The 17,708-nt window shown below is 72.9% G+C and carries 15 protein-coding genes; 9 read left to right on the top strand and 6 right to left on the bottom strand.

Annotated features, from left to right (window positions below):
• The first annotated feature begins 371 nt into the window (after positions 1–371).
• From MUU72_RS26510 to MUU72_RS26495, 4 genes are all read left to right on the top strand, one after another.
• On the top strand, positions 372–1,616 hold the full coding sequence (locus MUU72_RS26510) for an amidohydrolase (protein ID WP_248015947.1): 1,245 nt from the start codon (positions 372–374) through the stop codon (positions 1,614–1,616).
• 60 nt (positions 1,617–1,676) lie between these two features.
• Positions 1,677–3,197, top strand: coding sequence for an MFS transporter (locus MUU72_RS26505; RefSeq protein ID WP_248015926.1), 1,521 nt, complete (start codon positions 1,677–1,679; stop codon positions 3,195–3,197).
• Positions 3,198–3,292: 95 nt separating this feature from the next.
• Positions 3,293–3,943 (top strand): GntR family transcriptional regulator, encoded by a 651-nt coding sequence (locus MUU72_RS26500; protein ID WP_248015925.1) that lies wholly within the window; start codon positions 3,293–3,295, stop codon positions 3,941–3,943.
• A gap of 124 nt (positions 3,944–4,067) precedes the next feature.
• Positions 4,068–5,270 carry an erythromycin esterase family protein gene (locus MUU72_RS26495; RefSeq protein WP_248015924.1) on the top strand — a complete coding sequence of 401 codons (1,203 nt, stop codon included), beginning with the start codon at positions 4,068–4,070 and terminating at the stop codon, positions 5,268–5,270.
• A gap of 63 nt (positions 5,271–5,333) precedes the next feature.
• Here MUU72_RS26495 and MUU72_RS26490 read toward each other — a convergent pair whose 3' ends face one another.
• Positions 5,334–6,056: a TetR/AcrR family transcriptional regulator gene (locus tag MUU72_RS26490; RefSeq protein ID WP_248015923.1), complete on the bottom strand. Its 723-nt coding sequence runs from the start codon at positions 6,054–6,056 to the stop codon at positions 5,334–5,336.
• A 195-nt stretch (positions 6,057–6,251) separates the two neighbouring features.
• Between MUU72_RS26490 and MUU72_RS26485 the strand changes: the two genes are divergently transcribed.
• Complete coding sequence (locus MUU72_RS26485) at positions 6,252–6,692, top strand: nitroreductase family deazaflavin-dependent oxidoreductase (RefSeq protein WP_248015922.1); 441 nt, start codon at positions 6,252–6,254, stop codon at positions 6,690–6,692.
• A gap of 47 nt (positions 6,693–6,739) precedes the next feature.
• Here MUU72_RS26485 and MUU72_RS26480 read toward each other — a convergent pair whose 3' ends face one another.
• Positions 6,740–7,573, bottom strand: coding sequence for a barstar family protein (locus MUU72_RS26480; RefSeq protein WP_248015921.1), 834 nt, complete (start codon positions 7,571–7,573; stop codon positions 6,740–6,742).
• Positions 7,574–7,799: 226 nt separating this feature from the next.
• Here MUU72_RS26480 and MUU72_RS26475 point away from each other — a divergent pair, with 226 nt between their 5' ends.
• The 3 genes from MUU72_RS26475 to MUU72_RS26465 all read left to right on the top strand — a co-directional run bounded on the left by MUU72_RS26475 (position 7,800) and on the right by MUU72_RS26465 (position 12,439).
• Complete coding sequence (locus MUU72_RS26475) at positions 7,800–8,798, top strand: phosphotransferase (RefSeq protein ID WP_248015920.1); 999 nt, start codon at positions 7,800–7,802, stop codon at positions 8,796–8,798.
• A gap of 90 nt (positions 8,799–8,888) precedes the next feature.
• Entirely contained in the window at positions 8,889–10,547 is a 1,659-nt protein-coding gene (locus MUU72_RS26470; RefSeq protein ID WP_248015919.1) for a peptide-N4-asparagine amidase, read from the top strand.
• Between the two features lie 353 nt (positions 10,548–10,900).
• The gene (locus tag MUU72_RS26465; RefSeq protein ID WP_248015918.1) at positions 10,901–12,439 is read left to right on the top strand and encodes a cellulase family glycosylhydrolase; all 1,539 of its coding nucleotides are present in this window, start codon (positions 10,901–10,903) and stop codon (positions 12,437–12,439) included.
• Positions 12,440–12,573: 134 nt separating this feature from the next.
• Here MUU72_RS26465 and MUU72_RS26460 read toward each other — a convergent pair whose 3' ends face one another.
• The 3 genes from MUU72_RS26460 to MUU72_RS26450 form a co-directional block, all read right to left on the bottom strand.
• Positions 12,574–13,626: an aldo/keto reductase gene (locus MUU72_RS26460; protein ID WP_248015917.1), complete on the bottom strand. Its 1,053-nt coding sequence runs from the start codon at positions 13,624–13,626 to the stop codon at positions 12,574–12,576.
• A gap of 154 nt (positions 13,627–13,780) precedes the next feature.
• On the bottom strand, positions 13,781–14,746 hold the full coding sequence (locus tag MUU72_RS26455) for a S1 family peptidase (protein ID WP_248015916.1): 966 nt from the start codon (positions 14,744–14,746) through the stop codon (positions 13,781–13,783).
• A 405-nt stretch (positions 14,747–15,151) separates the two neighbouring features.
• The gene (locus MUU72_RS26450; RefSeq protein ID WP_248015915.1) at positions 15,152–15,982 is read right to left on the bottom strand and encodes an alpha/beta fold hydrolase; all 831 of its coding nucleotides are present in this window, start codon (positions 15,980–15,982) and stop codon (positions 15,152–15,154) included.
• A gap of 57 nt (positions 15,983–16,039) precedes the next feature.
• Here MUU72_RS26450 and MUU72_RS26445 point away from each other — a divergent pair, with 57 nt between their 5' ends.
• Entirely contained in the window at positions 16,040–16,513 is a 474-nt protein-coding gene (locus tag MUU72_RS26445; protein ID WP_248015914.1) for a MarR family winged helix-turn-helix transcriptional regulator, read from the top strand.
• 29 nt (positions 16,514–16,542) lie between these two features.
• Here MUU72_RS26445 and MUU72_RS26440 read toward each other — a convergent pair whose 3' ends face one another.
• Positions 16,543–17,466, bottom strand: coding sequence for an LLM class F420-dependent oxidoreductase (locus MUU72_RS26440; RefSeq protein ID WP_248015913.1), 924 nt, complete (start codon positions 17,464–17,466; stop codon positions 16,543–16,545).
• Between the last annotated feature and the right edge of the window lie 242 nt (positions 17,467–17,708).

Genomic DNA, 17,708 nt, shown 5'->3' with positions numbered 1-17,708 from the left:
ACTTTGCGGACACCCCTTAGGGCTGCGGGTCCGCCGCGACCCGCACTCCCGGCGTGCCAGGCAGCCTCTGGGCACTCTGTCGGCCACGGCTCCGCTCCCCCGCTCCTCCCGGTCGAAGCGCCCGCGACCACACGCAGCCCACCACACGCCCGCCGCAACGCAGCCCCGCACGTGACATCCGCTCAAGACACGTCCCCTCAAGACGCGTCCCCTCAAGACGCGTCCCCTCAGGACGCGTCCCCTCAGGAACGCCTGCTCAAGACGCGCCCGCTCAAGACGCGCCCGACGCCCACCCGAGGAAGACCATGACCCCCTCCCGTTCGCACCTGCCCCCGGCCACGGTCACGGCCACGGACCCGGCCACCGCGTCAATGCCCTCGGCCCCCGCGCCCTCCCCGGCGCAGGCCGGGTCCCCGGCGCGGGCTGCACGTCCCGTGGTCTTCCGCGACGTACGGCCCTTCGGCGCGGAGGACCCGGTGGACCTCACCGTCGTCGACGGCCGCATCACGGACCGGCCGGCGCCCCGCGACGCCGAGGTGATCGACGGCGGCGGCCGGATCGCCCTGCCGGCGCTGGTGGACGCCCACATCCACCCCGACAAGACGACGTGGGGCGGCCCCTGGGTGTCACGGGCCCAGGCGAGCGGTATCGCCGACTTCGCGGCCCAGGACGTGGAACTGTTCCGCGGCCGGCAGCGGTCCGTGGCCGAGCGGGCGTACGGGCTGATGGCGCACGCCGTCACGCGCGGGACGCGGGCCATGCGTGCGCACGCCGACATCGCTCCCGCCTATGGCCTGACCTGCCTGGAAGGCGTCGCCCAGGCACGCGACCGGTTGGCGCACGCGCTCGATGTCCAGCTCGTGGCGTTCCCGCAGCACGGCGTGATCCGCGCGCCCGGTACGGCGGAGCTGCTGCGGGAAGCGGCCCGCAGCGGGCTCGTGGACCTCATCGGCGGGATCGACCCGACGGGCTTCGACCGGTCGCCGGACGCCCACCTCGCCCAGCTCGATCTGGTCTTCGACCTCGCCGACCGCTACGGCGTCGGTCTGGACATCCATCTGCACGACCGGGGCGAGCCGGGCCTCACGGCGCTGCGCGGCATCATCGACCGGACCCGCGCGCTGTCCCTGCGGGGGCGGGTGACGGTCAGTCACGTCTTCTGCCTCCCCGGCCTCACGGAATCACAACTGGCCGACGTGGCAGCCGATGTGGCGGACCTGGACATCGCCCTGACCACGGTGGCGCCGAGCGCGTCCCTGGTCCTGCCGGTCACTCGCCTGAAGGAGCACGGCGTACGGGTCGGACTGGGCTCGGACGGGGTGCGCGACGCGTGGAGCCCGTTCGGCAACGCGGACATGCTGCACCGCACCCATCTGCTCGGCTGGGTCCGGGACGTCCGGCTCGACACCGAGCTGGCCGGCTGTTACGAGACGGGGTCGCACGGGGGCGCCGCGGTGCTGGGCCTGCCGCGCGCCGACCTCTCCCCCGGCTCGCCCGCCGATTTCCTCCTGGTCCGCGGCGAGTGCGTACCGCAGATCGTGGTGGACCTGCCGGCGCGGGACATGGTGGTCCACGGCTGCCGGGTGGTGGCCCGCGACGGCGCACTGACCTGTTGACGACGGACGCAGCCACGGCTGCGCGGCCCCGCCCCCTCTCTCCGGCACACGGAAATGACCATGTCTGCCCGTCCCCACCCCATGTCTCCCGGCCACGCCCCGCCAGCGCATCCGCGGCGGTGGTGGGCGCTGTGCGTACTCGGCTCGGCCCAGTTGATGATCTTGCTGGACAGCACCATCGTCAGCGTGGCGATGCCCTCGCTCCAGACCGAACTCCGCATGGCGGACGGCGACCGCCCCTGGGTCGTCACCTCGTACACCGTCGCCTTCGGCGGGTTGCTGCTGCTCGCCGGGCGGATCGCCGATCACACGGGGCGCAAACGCGTCTTCGTCTCCGGGCTGCTCGGCTTCGCCGTCGCCTCCGCGGCGGCGGGCGCGGCCCCCACGGCGGCGGCGCTCTTCGCCGCGCGGGCCGTGCAGGGCGCCTGCGCGGCGCTGCTCGCCGCGTCGGCCCTCGCCCTGGTCACCACCAGCTTTCCCGATCCCGGAGAGCGCCGCCGGGCGATCGCCGTCTTCGGTGCGCTCGGTGGCGCGGGGGCGTCGTCGGGAGTCGTCCTCGGCGGGGTGCTCACCCAGTGGTTCGGCTGGCGTTGGTGTCTGCTGGTCAACGTGCCCATCGCGCTCGCCGCGGTGCTCGGCGCGGCGGGGATGCCGCGGGACCGTGCGCCGCGCGTCGAGGGCCGCATCGATGTCTGCGGGGCCGTACTGGGCTGCGGCGGGCTGATCGCGCTCGTCCACGGTTGCAGCCGCGCGGAGGCGGACGGGTGGTTGGCGCCCCCGGTGCTGGGCACACTGCTCGGCGGCGCCGTGCTGCTCGCCGCGTTCGCCGTCCGGCAGACCCGTGCGGCGGTGCCGCTGCTGCCGCCGGTGCTGGTCCGCGACCGGGGCAGGGTGGCCGCGCTGCTGGCCGGCGGGGCGCTGATGATGGCGCAGCTGTCGGTCTCGCTGTTCCTCACGTACTACCTCCAGACGGTGCTGGGCTGGTCCGCGCTCGCCGCCGGGCTCGGCTTCCTGCCGATCAGCCTGGTGACGACCGCGACGGCCACCCAGCTCGGCACCCGCTTGCTGCCCCGCCTGGGCCCGCGCGTGCTGATGACGGCGGGCCTGTGCCTCGCGGCCTGCGGGTTGTGCCAGCTCACCCTGCTGGGGCCGGACTCCGCGTACGCGACGCGCGTCCTGCCCGCCCTCGCCACCTTCGGCATCGGACTGGGCGGGAGCTTCCTGGCCATCATGAACGGTGCCACGGCCGGGGTGCCCGACCGGGACTCCGGTATCGCGTCCGCGGCCGTCAACTCCGTTCAGCAGGTGGGGGGTTCGATCGGCTCGGCCGTCTTCAACACCGCCGCCGCGAGCGCGGCCGCCGCCTTCCACGGCGCTGCCGGCGACAGCGTCCGGGCGGCCACCCTGCACGGGTTCACCACGGCCGTCCGGTGGCCCCTGGCCGTCCTGCTCCTCGCCGGTGCCACCACCGCCCTGCTCGCCCGCGCCCCCGACCGGCCTCGGCCGTCCCAGCCCCGGCCGCCCGTCGCAAGCGGCCCGCCCAGTCATCCCTTCTCCCCGCCCCGACAGCCGGGAACCTGAATCCAGGAGCCGACAGCCGGGAGTCGGAAACCAGTGGCCGGGAGCCGCGAGGCGGGAGTGTCCGCCGCCGCGCAAGCCGGTGAGAGAATGAGGTCATGACAGGGTCTGGAGGGTTTGAGCCCGAGTCGGAACGCATCACACGGCAGCTGCGCGACGAGATCATCGACGGCGTCCGCGAGCCGGGCAGCAGACTGGTCGAACGCGACCTCGCCGCCGAACTGGGAGTCAGCCGGCTGCCGGTCCGGGACGCACTCAAGGCACTGGTGACGGAGGGCCTGGTCACCCCGCGCCCCCGGACCTGGGCCGTCGTACGGGAGTTCACGCCCTCGGACATCACCGATCTCAACGAGGTCCGCTCGGCGCTGGAGACCCTGGCCTTCCGCCTCGCCGCACAACGGCGTACCCGCGCGGGACTGGCCAGACTCCGCGCGGACCTCGACGCCGAACTGGCCGCGGCGCGTGAGGGCGACGCCGTACGCGCCCGCCGGGCCGCGGCGGACTTCCACGAAACGGTGATCTCCCTGGCCGACAACGAGCTGCTGAACGAACTGGAGCGCACGCTGCGCAGCAGGATGCGCTGGCTCCTCGGGCAGCACGACGACCTGATGGCGATGGCGCAGGAACACGAACAGCTCTACGGGGCCCTCGCGGACCGGGATGTGGCGCGGGTCGAGGAGCTGGTCAGCCAGCACTTGGCGAGCGGCCGCAGCGCGGTCACCGCGCACCGGACGCAACACCGGGCCTGAGCCCCGGGCCGGCCCCGCACCGGCTCCCCGGGCATGAAGGCGCGGGTTTGAGACTTTCCCACCCCTCCAGCGGCGGCAGCCGTCCCGACCTTCAACGAGTGCTTCAACGATACGATTGAGGCACATGAGCCAGGACATCGGAGGCTTCCTCCCTCCCTCATGCCAACTTTTGGCCGTCGGTGAACCCACCCATCAGGAACCGGCCTTCGGGCATCTCCGCAACGCGCTCTTCGCTCAACTGGTTGACCGCGGATTCCGGTCCATCGCCCTCGAAACGGACCGCGTGGCCGCCCTCCGCGTCAACGAGTTCGTCCAAGGCGGAGCCGGAGACCTCGACACCGTGCTGAGCGACGGTTTCACCCACAACTTCGGAGACCTGGAACCCAACAGGCAACTGGTCGCCTGGATGCGCCGCTACAACCGGAACCGCCCGCCGGAGGAACGCCTGGCCTTTCACGGCTTCGACGCGCCGACGGAGAACACCACCGCGCCCAGCCCGCGGCGCTATCTGGAATACGCCCGCGACTATCTGCGCCTCGTCCCCGACCTGGGCTTCGCCCTCGACGTCGACCACGATCTCGACCTCACCGGCCTCCTCGGCGAGGACGAACGCTGGCACCGCACGGAAGCGATCATGGATCCGGCCAGGTCGGTCGGGGCCACCCCTGAGGCCGAGCGGCTGCGGGTGTTCGCCGACGACCTGCTCACCCTGCTCCACGCCCGCGCGCCGCTGATGATCGCGGCCACCTCGCGCGCCGAGTGGCGGCAGGCCAAGACGTACCTCACCGCTGGTATCGGCCTGCTCCGCTACCACAAACAGGCAGCTCAGCAGGTGGACCAGACCGCACGGATCTGCCGTCTGCTCGCCACTCGGGACACCTTGATGGCGCAGCACCTCCTCGACATCCGAAGCGAGGAGGCAGACCGGGGGCCCACCCTGGTCTCTGCCCACAACCTGCACCTTCAGCGCAACCCCAGCACCTGGCAGATGGGAGAGAGCGACATCACCTGGTCCGGCGCCGGCTCCATCCTGGCATCCCTGATGGGCAAGCACTACGCCTTCGTCGCCGGCACGCTGGGACGCAGCGAGGCCCTCGACCTGCCCGACCCCGCCCCGGACACCTACGAGGGCACCCTCCAGACCCGCGTCCCCACGTGGGGCCTCACGGAGAGTGCCACTTCCGCGCCCGCCCGCACCCGGACCGACACCACCCCGCAACAGGGCTACTTCCCCCTCGACCGGGCACTGCTCGACACGGCTGACGCGCTGCTCCACATCCACGACGGCGCGGCCGTTACCGCCACCCTGCTCCCTGCCGACAGCTGACCGACTACGACGAGGAGGAGGGAGGGGCGGGGGTGGCGCAGGGGGCAGGCGCCACCCCCACCCTCACCCCTCTTCCTGAGGGGCGTCGAGGCCGACGCTGCCGGCGAGTTGGCGGACGGCCTGGTGGAAGAACGGATCGCGGGCCTCGACGACCCGGTTGAACTGGCCGAACACTTCGAAGCTGAGCAACCCGAACAACTGGGCCCAGGCACCGACCGAGCGGGCCAGTACGGTGGGCGGCAGTTCCACCCCCAGCTGCGCGCCGAGGGCCAGCGCGTCGGCCACCACGTCCTCGGGCAAGGGATCCGCGGGCTCCGTGAGCAGCCCGGCGGCGTGCGCGTCGCGCAGCACGCCGATGAGCGCGAGCCCGACGCGGGCGGCGGGCTCGGTGGTGGTCCGGGGCGCTTGGTACCCGGGCACGGGCGACCCGTAGATCAGCGCGTACTCGTGCGGATGAGCCAGGGCCCAGTCACGGACGGCCGTGCAGATGGCGCACCACCGGGTGACGGCCTGTTCGACGGTGGCGGGTGCGGGGCGTGCGTCGCGGGCGCGCTCGGCGGCCCGGCCGACCGCGTCGTAGGCATCGACGATCAGGGCCGTGAGCAGCTCGTCGCGGCTGGGGAAGTAGCGGTACAGGGCGGACGACGCCATGCCGAGTTCCCGTGCGACCGCGCGCAACGAGAGCTTGGCGGCGCCCTCGGCGGCGAGCTGTCTGCGCGCCTCCACCTTGATGGCCTCGGTGATTTCGCTACGGGCTCGTTCCCGGGCTCCCCGGATCACTGTCATGAGAGCAGTGTGCCAGCCCCCGGAGCGCCGAACAAAAAAGAGAGCAGTGCTCTTGCTATGGAGTGCCGCGCTCGTGCACACTGAGCACCCAGCAAGCGAGAGCACCGCTCTCGTTTCGAGGCGGCGCTCATGTACGCGTCGGCCACCAGGGGCGCGCAGTGCGCTTCTCCCGCCACCACAGAAACCGAGGCCCCCATGTCCCACTACCTCAAGCCGCGCCGATTCGCCGCCCGGCTCAACGGAACGATCGGCTGGCTCGCCCGTCGCGGCATCAGCCTCGCCGGCTCGGCCGACCTCGCGGTGCGCGGACGGAAGAGCGGCACCTGGCGGCGCGTGCCGGTCAACCCCATGCCGTACGAGGGTTCCCACTACCTCGTCTCGACGCGCGGCGAGTCGGAGTGGGTGCGCAACATGCGGGCAGCCGGCGGCGGGGAACTGCGCGTCGGACGCCGTACCCGGCCCTTCACGGCGGTCGAACTCCCGCCGGCCGAGACCCCGCATCTGCTGCGTGCGTACCTGGACCGCTGGGAGTGGGAGGTGAAGTCCTATTTCGGCGGCCTGACCGCCGGCTCCACGGACGAGGAGTTCCTCGCCGCAGCCCCGCGCCACCCCGTCTTCCGGATCATCGAATCCTGAGGGCCCCGACCCCGACCTCGGCCCCGCCGGCCGGAGGCGAGCAGCTGTCAGCGGAGGACGACGTCCACGCCCCGCCTCTCGAAGGTTTCCACGAGGATGCCGAACAGCGCCATCTCCTCGCCCTCGCCGGTGGGCACGCGCTCCGCCAACCGCGTCCTGCTCCCGGCCGAGGAGTCCCAGCACAAGGTGAACGGAGTGGTGGCGCCCCAGCCGCCGGCCAGGCAGTCGTCCAGCGCGTTGAGGTTCCAGCCGAAGTAGCCGCCGGGCCCGTTGACGGCCTCGCCGAGCGCACAGTAGAAGCTGTCCAGGTCAACGATGTGCCGACCGTCCAGGGCGAAGGTCCGGCCTGCGGGAGCGGCGGGCTTCCCCTGCTGCCGGTACTGCCGGGACCACAGCGCGACCGACAACCAGGCCCGCCTGTTCTCGGGGTCGAGTGCGTGCCACATGCCGGTGCGCTGAAGGCGGCCCGTGCGGACCAAGTCCCATACGGCTTCCGCTCCGGGCAGCGCGCTGTCGCACCACAGGGTCATCGTGAGGTCGGCCAGGCCGGGCCCGCGGGTGGAGGGTTGGACGTCGATGACGGTGACCTCGTTGACGAAGTAGGAGCCCATGGTGGCACCGTCGGCGTCGAGGAGGTCGAACCAGGCATTGCCCGCCACGGCGCGGCGAGTGCCGACGCGCTCAACGCTCCTCAGCAGACCTCCCTGCGGGCGACAGCCCGTGAGATGTACGCGGCGCGCGCCCACGTCCTCCGGCAGCGGCGTGAACAGCCCCTCGGTCTCGTGAGCCGCGCCCCAGAAGTCGGCGTCGTCCTCGTCGGAGGTCAGCGCGCACTTCCGCCCCTCGCCGCCCTGCCCTGATCTTCGTGGCGCATTCCCCATGAGAGCAGCGATCTTACTGGCGTCCTGTGCTCTTCCGGGCGGACGGCCGGGTGAACGGGACAGGTGAACGGGACAGGTGAACGGGCAGGCGAGCGGAGGGACGGGCGGGCAGTCAGGCGGAGGGACGGGCGGCGGTTTCGGGAGGGGTGGCACGGCCCCGCGCCGCCCGCGCGACGGGCCGAAAACGCCGTGACGGTGGGGCGGGCGCGGTTTAGGGTCGGTTGTCATGCTTTCCCGTCCTTCCTTCGTCACCGACGACGACATCGCCCACGCGGTCGCAGCGCACTGGCTGCCGGACGTCGCCCAGGTCAGCGAGATCACCTATCTGCCGGTCGGTTTCGGCGCCCACCACTGGCGGGCGGTGGCGGGCGGCAGGGCCCTGTTCGTGACACTGGATCAGTTGGCGCCCCGGCACACCGAAGAGTCGTTGGAATCGGCCTATGCGGGAGCGGCCGCGCTGGCCGCCGCGGGGCTGGACCTCGTGTGCCCGCCGCTGGCCACTCCGTCCGGACGCCTCACCGTGCCCTTCCACGGCGGTGCGCTCAGCGCGACGCCGTGGGTCGTGGGGCACACGCCCACGGAGGAGGAAGCCGCCGCGCCCGGCCACGTCCGCCAGGTCGTCGCCGGGCTTGCCGCGCTCCACGGCGCCACCCCGCCGGACGGGCTGCGGCCCTGGTCCCCGCGGGTCGGGCCCACCTTCGCGGAGGAGTTGGAGCGCCTCACCGCCCGCCCCTGGGCATCCGGCCCCCTCGGGGAACAGGCCAGGACCGCAATGGCCGCGCGCAGCAGGGCGATCCACCGGTGGACGGCCCGGTACCACGAGCTGGCGCGGCTCGCCGACGCACATCGCGACCAGTGGGTGCCGACCCATGGCGAACCGCACCACGCCAACCAGATCGTCACCCCCGGCGGACTGCGGCTGGTCGACTGGGAGTCCCTGGCGCTCGCACCCCGCGAGCGGGACTACGGCGATCTGCTCGAAGCCGGCACCGGCACCGGCCCGAGCCCTGGCCAGGGCACCGCCCCCGGCATCGACACCGACACCGACACCGACACCAGGCATCTCGTTCGTTACGACCCGGCCATGGTCGAATTGTTCGCCCTGGACTGGCGGCTCTCCGAACTCGACGAGTACGCACGGTGGTTCTGCTCGCCGCACGGCGGGACGGACGACGATCACACGGCGCTGGAGGGGCTGTACGAGGAGTTGGCCGCGGCGGACTGAGCCGGCCGGCGCGGGGCGAGAGGAGCGGATGCTCGAACCGGCCGATCGCCCCCTGGTGCACAGCTCCATGACGCGCTTCACTCCTGTCCCATGAGACGACTGCTTCTCACCCTGTGCGCCGCTGTCGCCGGCCTGGTGCTGGGCGCGGTCCCGGCCGTGGCCGCGCCGCCGCCCGCCGAGTTCGGGACCCAGTGGCACGATCCGCTGACCGCGGGGCCACCCGTACCCGTCCCGGACACCCCGTCCTGCCGCGTCACGGTCGCCGACACCGAGTTCCGTGACTACACGCCCTACCAAGGCACCTACCGTCCGCCCCAGGGGTGCGGACAGCGTTGGAACAAGGTCGTGCTCCGGCTCGAAGGGTCGGTGGCCGGGCGGCAGTTCGACCGGTTGGGCTATCTGCACATCGGCGGGGTGGAGGTCCTCCGCACCTCCACCCCGGAGCCCTCCCCTCAGGGCATCACCTGGCAGGTCGAGAAGGACGTCACGCGGTACGCCGCCACGCTGCGCGCGCAGCAGCCCGTGGAGATGCTCATCGGCAACACCGTCGACGACACCTACACCGGTGTCCTCAAGGTCAAGGTCACGCTGACCTTCTACGCCGCGCAGGGCCGGGCCAAGGAGGCCGCCACCCCGGACACGGTGCTCACGCTGGCGAACGCTCACAGCGAAGGCGGTGCGTACGAGGGGCAGTTGACCACTCCGCGCAACAGTGAACGCATTGTGGCCGAGGTGTATGCCACGGGTTCGGGCGGCGGCTGTGAGGAGTTCTGGTACCTGACGGTGCCGGACGCGGTGCCGTACTCGTGCAAGGCCAAGGACGGCCCGTACCGCGAGGTGCAGGTGAGGGTGGACGGCCAGCTGGCCGGGATCGCCGCGCCGTACCCGACGGTGTGGACGGGCGGATGGTCCAATCCGTTCCTGTGGTACGTGATCCCCGGTCCCCGGGCCTTCGACGTGCGGCCGGTGGAATACGACCTCACGCCCTTCGCCGGCCGGCTCAACGACGGGCGTCCGCACCGGATCTCGGTGGCGGTCACCGGTCTGCCCGCAGGCCAGGCAGGCTGGAGCACGCCCACCAACGTCCTCGTCTGGCAGGACGCCAAGGCCCGGCAGGTCACCGGCGGGCTCCTGGCGGACCGGGCGGGCGACCTCGTCAACAAGACGGCCTACGAGCCGGGCGCCGAGCGCAGGCTGACGGCCCAAGGCGGGCACCGGCTGACCGTATCCGGCTACCTCGACACCTCCCACGGCCGGGTCACCACGACCGTCACCCGCGCCCTCACCGCCCGCTCCACCCACCGCTGGAACGCCGACGAGACCACCGACGCGCTCCAGGCACGCTGGAACGATGACGAGACGGTGACGGTGCACGGCCCCGGGGCCGGCCCTCGGAGCGGCCCCGGCACCGCCCGCCCCGGCGACGGGACCCCGACCACCACCCGGGCCCACCGCACCTACACCATGAACGGTGCGACCACCGTGGACTCCGCCAACCGGCTGCGGACGACCATGACCATGGCCGACCGCGCGGACACCAGCGTGCGGGGCGCCCGGGTGGCCGACTGGTCACGGCTGGACGACACGTACACGGGCGACGCCGCCTACAACCAGAACGTGCCGCGTGATCAGCGGCATGCCACGGGGGTCTCGCGCGAGCGCTACCGCCTGTACGGGCCTGGTTCCTGCTACGACCGGACGCTGGCCACCGCGCAGGGCGCGCTGACGGAGGACCGGTACGGCTGCTGAGCGGCCGGCATTCGCGGCGTGGTGGTCCGGGCCGCCGCCCGGGCCACCACGTTCGCACCCCTTCCCCCCATGCCGTCCTCCGCATCCCTCCCCTCCCCCTCCACATCCTTTCCTTCGCGGCCCTTCCTTCCGCGGCCCGCGTACCGCAGAATCCGGCGGTGGACCGGCCGCCCTCCGGCCGTCCGACCAGGCCGCTGCCAACGGGAGGCTGGACTGTGATGCAACCGGGCCCGCACGTGCGCCGACGTCCGCACCCGCGTCCACGACGGCCGGCGCGCCCGCTCCCGTGGGTGCGTTCGCGTTCGCGGGCGCGTCCGGATGGACATGCGGGTGCGCTTTCGGGCCGTCGTGCCATGGCGGTTCTCGCGCTGGTGGCGAGTCTGCTGTGTGCCGTACCCGCGGCTGCGGCGTCCGGTGCCGCCTCGGTGGCGCAGGCGCCGGCGCGGGCGGCCGACCGGGCCGTGCCACCGGACCCCCGGGAGGATCCGGCGGCCGGCCACGACGGGCGGGCAGGTGGCTGGCCCGTCCCCACCGGCACGGTCACCTCGTCCGACGGCCGGACGCTGTTCACCGACCGGCACGGCCGGGTCCTGCGGCTGCGCGGGCTCAACCTCGGCAAGACCGGCACCGTGACCGAGCAGCACCTCGCCGAACTGGTCCGCAGCGGCTTCGACTTGGTGCGGCTCAACGTGCAGTGGGAGAAGGTGGAACCGCGCCGCGGGCAGTACGACACCGGCTATCTGCGCTACCTCGACCGCGTACTGTCCTGGGCCGACCGCCACCGGGTCCTGGTCCTGGTCGACTGGCACCAGGACGTCTTCGGTCCGGCCTTCGGGCACAACGGGCTCCCCGCCTGGACCACCCGCACCGACGGGCTGCCGTTCGAGCCGAATCCCGATGACTGGTTCGCCGACTACTTCCAGCCTGCCGTGCAGGCCGCCTTCACCCACCTGTACGACGATGCCGACCTGCGCGCCGCCCAGACCGCCGTCTACACCAAGGTCGCCACCGAACTGCGCGGGCACCGTTCCCTGTTCGGCTACGACCTGTTCAACGAGCCCTCCGGTCCGATCCCCGGCGATCCGGCGAACCCTGCGGACCAGGTCAAAGCCTCCGCCGCCCTGGAACGCGGCCGCCTGGCGGGCATGTACCGCCGGCTGATCACGGCGGTCCGCGCCGCCGACCCGGATGCCTGGCTCTTCGTCGAGCCCACGGTCCTGGTCGGCCAGGGCGTCCCCACCCGTCTGCCCGGCTTCCGCGACCCGCGGCCCGGCGCCGCCCGCCTGGGCTACGCCCCGCACTACTACGACACGGCCGTCGAATCAGGCGCCGACTGGGACCCCGGGAACCGCTTCATCGAACGCTACGAGGCCGCCATCGGCGGCTACCCGGCCGCGCACCGGCTGCCGGTACTGGTCGGCGAATGGGGACCGCCGCAGGCCACCACCCCCGGCAACGCGGAACTGATGCGCCGCCAGGTCGCCTCGCTGGACCGCTTCGCCACCGGCTGGGCCCTCTGGTACGACTGCCACGGCAAGAACGGCGGCGGCTACTGCGCCTACGATCCGGACGGCAATCCGGCTCCGGGCAAGGAACCCGCCTTCGCCCCGTACGCGCCCGCGGTGGCGGGCGTCCCGGGCACCGAGTCCTACTCCCCCGCCACCAGGACCTACACCCTCACCATGACCGCCAACGGCACCACCCGGCGTGCCTGGACGCTGCTCTCGCTGCCCGCCACCGCCTTCCCGCACGGGGCGCGGGTGGCGGTCACGGGAGCGGGCGGCCCGGTGCGGGTGGTCGTGGTGGGCGCGGGCGGTGGCCGCCAGGCACGGCTGCTGCTCCCGGCGGCGAAGCCGGGGGCCACGGTACGGGTGACGGCGACCGCCCGCTGACGGACCCGTCCCGCCCGCCCCGGTGCGTCGGGGCGGGCGGGACGGGCGTGCCGGACATGGTGAGCGCGACGGACAGGACGGACACCCGAGCGGCCGGTCCGCCGTGGGCACCGTTCAGGCCGCTCGGGACGCGGTCAGTCGGCTGCCTGGCGGGAGGCGGCCGGGCGGCGGCGGAGGGCCGGGGTGGCGAGTGCGGGCGGGGTCCAGACACCGTCCGGCGGGTAGACGTCGGTCCCGGGCGGCACGATGGCGTCGATCCGGTCGAGGGCCGCGTCGTCCAGCACCACCGAGCCGCCCTTGAGGGTGTTCCGCAGCTGCTCCATCGTGCGCGGGCCGATGATCACCGAGGTGACGGCCGGGTGGGCGAGCGGGAAGGCGATGGCCAACTCCGGCAGCGTGCAGCCCAGTTCGTCGGCCACGGCGACGAGCTGTTCGACCACCTCCAGCTTCGCGGCGGTGAGCGGTGCCGACGGATCGAAGCGGCCCGGGTGCAGGGTCGGGCGTCCGCTGCTCAGATCCATCGCCCGGCCCTGGCGGTAGCGGCCGGTCAGGAAGCCCGAGCCCAGCGGGCTCCAGGTCAGCACGCCCATCCCCAGGCGCTGGGCCACCGGCAGCACGTGCTTCTCGATGCCGCGGGCCAGCAGCGAATAGGGCGGCTGCTCGGTGCGGAACCGCTGGAGCCCGCGGCGGTCGGCCACGTGGTACGCCTCCACGATCTCCTCCGCGGGGAACGTGGAGCAGCCGAACGCCCTGATCTTGCCTTGGCTGACCAGGTCGGTGAGGGCGGAGAGGGTCTCCTCGATGTCGGTCGTGTGGTCCGGCCGGTGCACCTGGTAGAGGTCGATCCAGTCCGTTCCCAGCCGCCGCAGGCTGTCCTCCACCTCGCGGATGATCCAGCGCCGGGAGTTGCCGCCCCGGTTGGGTCCCTCCCCCATGGGGAAGTGCACCTTGGTGGCCAGCACCACGTCGTCCCGGCGGCCCTTCAGCGCCTTGCCGACGATGGTCTCCGACTCTCCGGCCGAGTACATGTCGGCGGTGTCGACGAAGTTGATGCCCTCATCGAGCGCGGTGTGGATGATCCGTACGCAGTCGTCGTGGTCCGGATTGCCGACGGAACCGAACATCATGGTGCCGAGGCAGTAGGTGCTGACCTCGATGCCGGTACCGCCCAGAACGCGGTAGCGCATGCAACTCTCCTTGACTGTCACCCCGTTGGGACCGCGAGCATACGAGTTCGAGTGCGCTCAAGGGCAAGCACCACGGGCCGGGGGCCGGGCCACGGGACGCGGGCCTCGCTCCCCCCGGCCCCAGTCCCGGCCCCGGCCCCGGCATGGTCCCCGCTCAGCGCAGGCCCCCGATCAGGGCGGGGACATCGGCGAACGCGGCGTCGGCCGGCTGTCCGCAGACCTTGCCCGCGGTCTCACCGGCGAAGCTGAACACGCCGGCCAGTTCCGGTCCGCGCCGCCCCCGGACGACCAGGGGGCTGCCGCTGTCCCCGAAGCACATGGTGGTCCGCCCGGTCGGTACGTCACGGGCGCAGAACACCGATGCCTCGTCCACCACGGCCGGTGTCTGGGCGGCGCACTGCGCGTGGGTGCGCACGGTGAGGTCGCCGCGGCGCAGCACGTCCCCCCGGATCTCCCGGTCCGGATGGGCCGGGTCCGGCACGGCGATGGTGCCGTGGCTGAAGAGGGAGACGTGCGTGCCCGGGGCGGGCCGGCGGTCGGCGAGGGGCAGCGGCCGGATGCCCGGCACGGGGGCGCTGAGCCGGATCTCCGCGAGGTCGCCGGCCGCCGAGGACAGCTCGGGGCTGCCCGGGTCGACGGGGGACGGCAGCAGCCGGTACGCGGGGTGGAGGGTGACGGTACGGACCCCGCGTACGGTGCCGGGGTCCTGCGACAGCACCGAGGAACCGAGGTGCACCTCCAGCTGCCTGGCGTCCTGGCCGTCCAGGCAGTGGGCCGCGGTGAGCACCCGGTCCGGCGCGATGAGCGCCCCTCCGCACGAGGCGCGCTTCAGCAGCGGCCCGTCGCCCCGCACGGCCAGGGTCGCCAGCCAGGGAGCCGCACCGGGCTGCGGCAGTTGGGTGCCGCCCGACATGGCCTGCGCCGTACCGGCCGCGCCCAGCGTCCCGGCCGCGCCCAGCACGGCGGCGCTGAGCACGGCCGCGCCGAACGCGACTGCGGCGCGCGCCCGCCCGCGGCGCCCTGTCCGGCTCCACCGGCCCACCACCTTGCGTTCCGCCGCACCGACTGCCGGCGCCGCGTCGATGTCCATCCGTCGTACCCCCGTACTGTGCTGTCCCACAGATCGCCTTCTTCTCCGCTACGGTCAGTTCACTCTCACGCTCACCCGCCCACGCCCATGCCCACGCCCGTCGGCAACCGCTCGTTGACAACTGCTCATCGGCAACCGCTCAACGGCGAAGACGCAACGCCATGCGCTCGAAGGCATGCGCTGGGAGGCACGTGCTCAAGGCCCGAAGGTAGTCGGCAAGTTGGCGGCGATCGTCAGACCACGGTCGCGTCCGCGGTCATCCTGTGGGTTGACACCGCGGCAGCCGCCCAGGCCAGTCAGCCCTGCGCGACCGGTACGACGCCCGGTGGGGGCCGGAGGGGGCCCACGGCCGCCTTCCGGCCTCCTGCTTCCGGCTCCCCGCTCCCGGCTCGATCCCGACCGGATCGCCGAACACCGCCTGCGGCGGGGCCCGGGTCAGCGGTCCTGGGCGGGCAGGTCGCGGAGGAAGTCGCCGAGGAGGGCGTTGAAGAGGTCCGGCCGTTCCATGTTGGGGTAGTGGCCGGTGCCCGGGACGGTGGTGGCGCGGCCGTTGGCGACGAGGCCGACGAGGCGCTCGGCCATGCCGATGTGGTCCGCCGAGTCGCTCCCGCCGTTGATGGCCAGCACCGGCACCGTGATCTTCACCGCGCGGTTCCAGGTCTCGGTCACCGGCACCCGGTGGTCCGGCTCGTCGGGTGTGTGCTTGGTGATGGTCCGCCAGGTCATCTCCCGCACCCGGCGCACCACGTCCTGGTCGAGGTCGGCGAGTGTGCGCCGCGGTCCCGTACTGAGCCGGGTGAACGCCTCGACCCAGCCTTCGATGTCGCCGGCGGCCAGCGCGCTGGCCTCCTCGTCCCGGATGCCGCCCAGCCAGGGGTCCTGGAATTCCGGTTCGCTGGTGCCGACGCCGCTGACGACCAATGCGCGTACCAGCTCGGGGTGTTCGAGGGCGGTGTCCACGGCGATGGCGCCACCCATGGAGAGGCCGACGAGGACCGCCGGGCCGGTGCCGAGGTGGCGCAGCAGCGCGGCGAGGTCGTCGGTGAATCGGAACGGCCCGGTCGCGTTGGCCGAGGCGCCGTGCCCGCGGACGTCCGGTGCGATCACCCGGTAGTGCGGCGCCAGGACCGGTATCTGGTCGTCCCACATGCGGTGGTCCAGGAAGCCGCCGTGCAGCAGGACCAGCGGCTGCCCGCTGCCGGTGTCGAGGTAGGCGAGGCGGCCGTCGTCGGTGTCGAGGAAGCACATGCCGGAAGCATCAGTCATGACAACCAAGGTGCCATCTTCTTGGAATGTTGGCAACCAAGGTGTCATCCTGGTGGGGTGACCGACCGCGATACCCCTCTCCCGCCCGACGACCTCGCCCGCCGGCTGACCGAAGTGTTCGACCTGGTGGGCCCGTTGTACCGGCGCGTACAGCGCAAGGTGGAACAGGCCGCGCCCCTGGAGGGCCTGTCCGTCGGCGTGCGGGCCGTCCTGGTGATGCTGCTGGAGCACGGGCCGATGACCGTGCCGCAGATGGGCCGCGCCCAGAGCCTGAGCCGGCAGTTCGTGCAGCGCATGGTCAACGACGCGGCGGCCCGCGGCCTGGTGGAGAGCATCCCCAACCCGGCCCATCAGCGCTCGTCCCTGATCCGGCTGACCGCGGACGGCAGGGCGGTCATCACCACCGCGACCGCGCGCGAGAGCGCCCTGCTCCGGCAGGTCGGCGGCGATCTCACCGACGCCGACCTGACCGCGTGCGTGCGGGTGCTCCGGCAGATGCTCGAACTCTTCGACCATGTCGACGTGAATTGACGGGCGAGGGGGCGGCCCGCCGGGCGGGCTCAGCCGGCCAGTTCGCCGAGGAGTTGCCAGGTGCGGCGGCGGTCGGCGTCGCCGGCGGTCTCGGTGCCCGAGAAGATCACTTCGGTGGCGCCGGCGTCGCGGTAGCGGCGGACCTCTTCGGCGACCGCCTTCTCGTCGCCGATCACCGCCACGTCGGCGGCCCGCCGGCCTCCGGACAGTTCGATCACCCGGGCGTACGAGGGGATTTGCTCGTAGAACGCCAGGCGTTCGGTGACGGTCGCACGTACCGCGTCGACGTCGTCGGTGACCAGGCCGTGGACGAGGGCCACGATCCGGGGAGCGGGGCGTCCGGCGGCCTCGGCGGCGGCGGTGACGGCCGGGACGATGTGGTCGGCCAGGGCGCGCGGCCCGGCGAGGTAGGGCAGGATGCCGTCCGCCAGCTCGCCGCTGGCCCGCAGCGCCTGGGGGCCCATGGCGGCGACGAGGAGCGGAACACCTGCTTCCGCGCCGGGCACCCGGGCGGGGATCGGGGTGGTGGCGGTGAGCAGTTCGCCGTGGAAGTCGGCGCTGCCCGTGTCGGTCAACTGGCGCAGGGCGGTGAGGAATTCCCGCAGGCGGGCGACGGGGCGGGTGAAGGGGATGCCGAAACCGCCCTCGGTCAGCAGCTTGGTACCGAGGGCGAGACCGAGGTGGTAGCGGCCGTGGGTGGCCGCCTGGGCGGTCTGGGCCTGGCTGGACACGGTCAGCGGGTGGCGCCCGAAGACGGGGACGGCGGACGTGCCCACCTGAAGCTCCGGCACCTCGCGCCCGACGATGGCGGCGAGCAGTGGCGAGTCCGCGCCGAAGGTCTGGCCGAACCAGGCGGACCGCAGGCCCGCGGCCGCGGCCTCCTTGGCGAGGCGCACGCTGGCGTCGATCTGGTTGGCGGGGTCGAGCGGATTGAGTGCAACTCCAAGGGTCATGTCCGCTGGGAACGTGGGGAGTTGGCCCGCTATTCCGGGTGGGTTGCGTCGGGTTGGTGTCGGGAGTGTTGCGGGGTGCGCTGCCAGGGGCTGATCCGGCCGGCGCCGCTCGCGCCACCACCCTCCCGGCCTGGGACGGGCCACCGGCACGATTCCGTCCCCCTTTCGGGCTAACGTGACCCCGTCGGCGGGTAACCGCTCCCGGGAAGGGGAAAGCGTGCTCTTCGGAACGCGCGGACGCA

The sequence above is a fragment of the Streptomyces rhizoryzae genome, from assembly GCF_023155275.1.
Lineage (GTDB): Bacteria > Actinomycetota > Actinomycetes > Streptomycetales > Streptomycetaceae > Streptomyces > Streptomyces rhizoryzae.
Note: the sequence above shows the minus strand (reverse complement) of the source record. Positions and strands in the feature narration are given on the sequence as shown.

Excerpts from the sequence above, each read along its gene's own strand:
- MUU72_RS26475 (WP_248015920.1), top strand. The coding sequence starts at position 7,800 with ATGCTTTCCCGTCCTTCCTTCGTCACCGACGACGACATCGCCCACGCG.
- MUU72_RS26510 (WP_248015947.1), top strand. The coding sequence starts at position 372 with ATGCCCTCGGCCCCCGCGCCCTCCCCGGCGCAGGCCGGGTCCCCGGCG.
- MUU72_RS26480 (WP_248015921.1), bottom strand. The coding sequence starts at position 7,573 with ATGGGGAATGCGCCACGAAGATCAGGGCAGGGCGGCGAGGGGCGGAAG.
- MUU72_RS26490 (WP_248015923.1), bottom strand. The coding sequence starts at position 6,056 with ATGACAGTGATCCGGGGAGCCCGGGAACGAGCCCGTAGCGAAATCACC.
- MUU72_RS26505 (WP_248015926.1), top strand. The coding sequence starts at position 1,677 with ATGTCTGCCCGTCCCCACCCCATGTCTCCCGGCCACGCCCCGCCAGCG.
- MUU72_RS26440 (WP_248015913.1), bottom strand. The coding sequence starts at position 17,466 with ATGACCCTTGGAGTTGCACTCAATCCGCTCGACCCCGCCAACCAGATC.
- MUU72_RS26450 (WP_248015915.1), bottom strand. The coding sequence starts at position 15,982 with ATGACTGATGCTTCCGGCATGTGCTTCCTCGACACCGACGACGGCCGC.
- MUU72_RS26460 (WP_248015917.1), bottom strand. The coding sequence starts at position 13,626 with ATGCGCTACCGCGTTCTGGGCGGTACCGGCATCGAGGTCAGCACCTAC.
- MUU72_RS26485 (WP_248015922.1), top strand. The coding sequence starts at position 6,252 with ATGTCCCACTACCTCAAGCCGCGCCGATTCGCCGCCCGGCTCAACGGA.
- MUU72_RS26500 (WP_248015925.1), top strand. The coding sequence starts at position 3,293 with ATGACAGGGTCTGGAGGGTTTGAGCCCGAGTCGGAACGCATCACACGG.
- MUU72_RS26465 (WP_248015918.1), top strand. The coding sequence starts at position 10,901 with ATGGCGGTTCTCGCGCTGGTGGCGAGTCTGCTGTGTGCCGTACCCGCG.
- MUU72_RS26470 (WP_248015919.1), top strand. The coding sequence starts at position 8,889 with ATGAGACGACTGCTTCTCACCCTGTGCGCCGCTGTCGCCGGCCTGGTG.
- MUU72_RS26495 (WP_248015924.1), top strand. The coding sequence starts at position 4,068 with ATGAGCCAGGACATCGGAGGCTTCCTCCCTCCCTCATGCCAACTTTTG.